General features: G+C 58.5%; 5 protein-coding genes. 1 reads left to right on the top strand and 4 read right to left on the bottom strand.

Features of this window, described 5'->3' with window-relative positions; translation table 11 throughout:
* A partial coding sequence (locus tag ACPLUI_RS12240) for a hypothetical protein (protein WP_424660538.1) occupies positions 1-181 on the top strand: 181 nt, incomplete at its 5' end.
* Here ACPLUI_RS12240 and ACPLUI_RS12235 read toward each other — a convergent pair.
* The 4 genes from ACPLUI_RS12235 to ACPLUI_RS12220 form a co-directional block, all read right to left on the bottom strand.
* The gene (locus ACPLUI_RS12235; RefSeq protein WP_424660537.1) at positions 145-1,014 is read right to left on the bottom strand and encodes a polysaccharide deacetylase family protein; all 870 of its coding nucleotides are present in this window, start codon (positions 1,012-1,014) and stop codon (positions 145-147) included. The genes ACPLUI_RS12240 and ACPLUI_RS12235 overlap by 37 nt on opposite strands.
* A 166-nt stretch (positions 1,015-1,180) precedes the next feature.
* Positions 1,181-2,515, bottom strand: coding sequence for a gluconeogenesis factor YvcK family protein (locus ACPLUI_RS12230; RefSeq protein ID WP_424660536.1), 1,335 nt, complete (start codon positions 2,513-2,515; stop codon positions 1,181-1,183).
* 17 nt (positions 2,516-2,532) lie between these two features.
* On the bottom strand, positions 2,533-3,384 hold the full coding sequence (rapZ, locus tag ACPLUI_RS12225) for an RNase adapter RapZ (RefSeq protein ID WP_424660535.1): 852 nt from the start codon (positions 3,382-3,384) through the stop codon (positions 2,533-2,535).
* A gap of 85 nt (positions 3,385-3,469) precedes the next feature.
* Positions 3,470-3,942: SIS domain-containing protein (locus ACPLUI_RS12220; protein WP_424660534.1), on the bottom strand; the 473-nt coding region annotated here is incomplete at its 5' end.

The following is a 3,942-nucleotide window of genomic DNA, read 5'->3' as shown; positions in this document are numbered from 1 at the left end:
GGCAAGTTCTGCCAGCCTGCAACATTTTTCCTTCCCCACCACACGGGCCAGTTCATTTTTGGTCAGGGTAGAAAAGGACATTTCAACTCACCTTGAGGATATTATACCACACCACGGACGTATTTTCCCGGCCTATCCCGAAGATCAGGCGCGCCTGCTCTTGCAGGGAGGGCAGGCATAATAATACTTGACCAGCTCTGTGATGAATTTCTGCATGTCATAACTGCCCATAACCCGCACCCGTTTCAGAGTGAACGGGTCGTCCCCCGGGCCAACCAGGCCCTGGTCCGTGGTCACGGCGGCCCGGTACCCGCTTTCCCTCACCACCCGGGCCAGGTCCTGGTTATAACTGCCGTAGGGATAGCTGAAAACCTCTACCGGGCGCCCCAGCTCCGCTTCCAGGAGGAGCTTGCTTTCTTTAATCTGGCGCCTGGCTTCCTCCAGGGGAAGCCGCGTCAAGCGGGGGTGATCCAGGGTATGAGCACCAATGGTGATGCCGTGTCCGGCCATCGCCTTGAGCTCCCGCCAGCCGGCCATCCTGTTCACGGGCTGTCTGCCGGCATCAAAGATATTTGTCTTGCCCACCGTATGGGCCACCACAAAAACGGTAGCCGTAAAACCGTATTTTTCCAGAATGGGCAGGGCATAGGTATAGTTATCCAGGTATCCGTCATCGAAGGTTATCACCACCGGCCTGGGCGGCAGGGGCTTGGCCTTCTGAAGGTAATCCGCCACGTCGGTCAGAGAAACGGTATGAAACCCGTGGGTCGCCAGGTATTCCATTTGCCGGGCGAAATTCTGCGGAGGCACCCTGAGGCCCAGGCCACCCGTAGCGGGGTCGGGATTTACCTTATGGTACATAAGGATGGGTATCCTTACCTCTCCCCGCTCCGGCGGCGGGAGAGGGGGGGCCAGGCTCTCGGACAGGGAATCGGCCGCGTGCTGGGCACCGGCCAGGACCAGTAAAAACAACAGCGGCAATGTCACTATGGTGATCAAAATTCTGGTGCTCACTGTGAACCTCCAAGTATTTCCGCAAAAATGGGTTACGTCAGACCCCGGACGGGTTATGCCTCCCGGCACGTCGAGGAGTTTAACGTGCCTTAAAAGATCTTAACACCCGCCCCCGGCCTTTACAACTTCTTTTTCGACAAAAGTTGACCCTTCAAAACGGCCTTCGCTAACTGGTTGACATACGGTGCGAACTGTTTGCAGAGCCTTTCAGCAACCTGAATGGTTCCCCCGTCCTCCGCTCCCGGAATGCCAGCTCCAGGATGATGCGGGCCAGTTTGTCGGGGTGGTGGCGGACCACGTTGCCTTCGTGCACCAGGTTGGCACCAATTACCGTCACTCCCATCTGCTGGAGCTTCTCGCCATCCACCACCACCGGCACCGCTCCTTCCCGGCGGTAGCGCACCTTCAAACGCGCCGGAATGCTGCCCTGATTGACAACCATGTAATCTACAATGGGACCGGCATGGTTGATAATGGCCTGCAGATGGTCACTGGCAGTATAACCGTCGGTTTCCCCGGGCTGGGTCATTACGTTGCAGACATAAATGCGCACGGCACGGGTACGCGCAATAGCATCGGCTATCCCCCTTACCAGGAGGTTGGGCAGTATACTGGTGTAAAGGCTCCCCGGCCCCAGTACCACCGCATCGGCCGTGGCAATGGCCTTCAGTGCCTCGGGAAGGGGGTAACAGTCTGCGGGTACCAGGAAAACCCGTTTAATGGGCTTCCTGCACCGGGGTATGGAAGATTCCCCGTATACCAGCGTACCGTCGGACAGTTCCGCCCCCAGGACCACATTCTGCAGGGTAACGGGCAGCACCTGCCCCCTGATGGCCAGTACCTTGCTCAGGGCCTGCACGGCCTCATGGAACCCCCCGGCCACATGGTTCAAAGCCGCCAGGAGCAGGTTGCCCAGGCTGTGACCCGCCAGGTCTCCGCTCTGAAAACGGTACTGCAGCAGGTCCTCCATCAGCGATTCCTTATCTGCCAGGGCCACAAGGCAGTTGCGGATGTCCCCCGGGGGGAGCATGCCCAGCTCCCCTCTCAACCGGCCGGAACTGCCGCCGTCATCGGCCACGGTAACAATGGCCGTAATATTGCTCGTATAGTGTTTCAGGCCTCTCAAGAGCACCGAGAGCCCCGTCCCACCACCAATGACCACCACCCGGGGCCCCCGGCGCAGGTGCTGGCGGGTGTAGATAATATCCGCAAGGCGCGTGCGCTCATCGGGCGCCAGGACGTCCACCACCGAACGAAAGGCCCTGAGGTTCCCGTAGACCAGGGCCGGCAGCCCCAGTAGCAGGAGAAGAGCACCCCCGATCCAGGCCTGCCCGGGACCGAAAAGCTTTACAAACCAGGCCATCAGCACCGCCTGGTGCTCCCAGGGCAGGAACCGGCCCAAAAGGCCTATGCCCGTAGCGGCCAGCACCAGGCCCAAAAATGACAGGACCAGCCAGCGTTTGAAATGCATACCAGGGTAAAGCCACTTAAACAGGTACATAACCCTTCACCCCTGTCTTAACGGGGTAGATCCCGGTGCCGCACGGCCACCCGGTAACCCTTCTCCGCCAGGTGGTCCCCGAGACAGTTAGCCAGGGTCACCGAGCGGTGCTGGCCGCCGGTACAGCCAACGGCAATGGTCAGGGTAGTTTTACCCTCCCGGATGTAGTGGGGGAGAAGAAAATCAATAAACTGGTAAAAGTGGTTCAGGAATTCCTGGCTTACCGGTGAGCACAGGACATAATCCCGCACCGCCGGGTCGTTGCCGGTCAGTGGGCGGAGCACAGGATCATAATGGGGGTTGGGTAAAAAACGCACGTCAAAAACCAGGTCGCTGTCCAGGGGTATGCCGTACTTGTACCCGAAGGAAATCACTGTAATGCGCAGGGACACCCCGGCATTGTCCCCGAACAAACTGACCAGTTCATCCTTAAGCTGCTGGGGGGTCATCTCGGAAGTGTCAATTATCTTGTGAGCCCGCCCCCGCAGTTCCCGCAGCCGCTCCCTTTCCTGCCGTATGCTCTGCAGCACCTCCCCGTCCACGCTCAAGGGGTGGCTGCGTCGCGACTCCTTGTACCGGCGCACCAGGGTGGCATCGGAAGTTTCCAGGAACAGTATTTCGTAACGCAACCCCTCCTGCTCCAGGCCTGTCAGCACTTCAAAAAGGTCGTCGAAAAACTCCCCACCCCGGATATCCACCACTACTGCTATTTTATTAATCCCCCGCGAAGATTGTGAACAAAGCTCCAGGAACTTGGGGATGAGCATGGGAGGCAGGTTGTCCACACAAAAGAAGCCCAGATCCTCCAGAATACGTAAGGCCTGGGTCTTTCCGGCCCCTGAAAGGCCGGTCACGATTACCAGCCGCATAATTATCACCACTTTTTATGGCCGGGTCAATTTGCCGAATACGTAAGTGTTCTGTTCAGCCGCTTAAGGCACGTCGTTGTCCCGCTCACTCCTGGGCCAGGCGGGCTTTGAGCGTATCGATCACCCTGACCGGACCGGGGTCCACACCGTACAGCATGGCCAGGTACACGCTGGCATAGTCTCCGAGATAAATCAGGGAATACATGCGCGCCAGAGCACCGTCGCCCCTGGCCATAATTTCGACAACACCGGCCACGGCTCCTCCCATAATTTCGCGGGTGATGGCATACCTTTTCTGAACCCGCGGGTGGTCCTGCGGGTCCCGCAGGATAACCACATAAAGGCGGTGCAGAAGCTCACCGGGAAACTCAAAGCCGACCAGTTCGTTATGGTTTAATTCCGGAAATACGTTCCAGTAAGCCGGCGCTTTGGCATTTTCGTTGATCTGCCCCTTCCAGCGCTGGGCCACCACTTCGGTGGTGCCGCTGGCACCCCATATTACCGGAATACGGTTGTAAAAACTCTCCGCCAGAGTCTTGGCCCGGTTGGTGTCCCGGG

Source organism: Desulfofundulus sp., from assembly GCF_049701015.1.
Taxonomy (GTDB): domain Bacteria; phylum Bacillota; class Desulfotomaculia; order Desulfotomaculales; family Desulfovirgulaceae; genus Desulfofundulus.
This window is presented reverse-complemented; position numbering and strand designations above follow the sequence as displayed.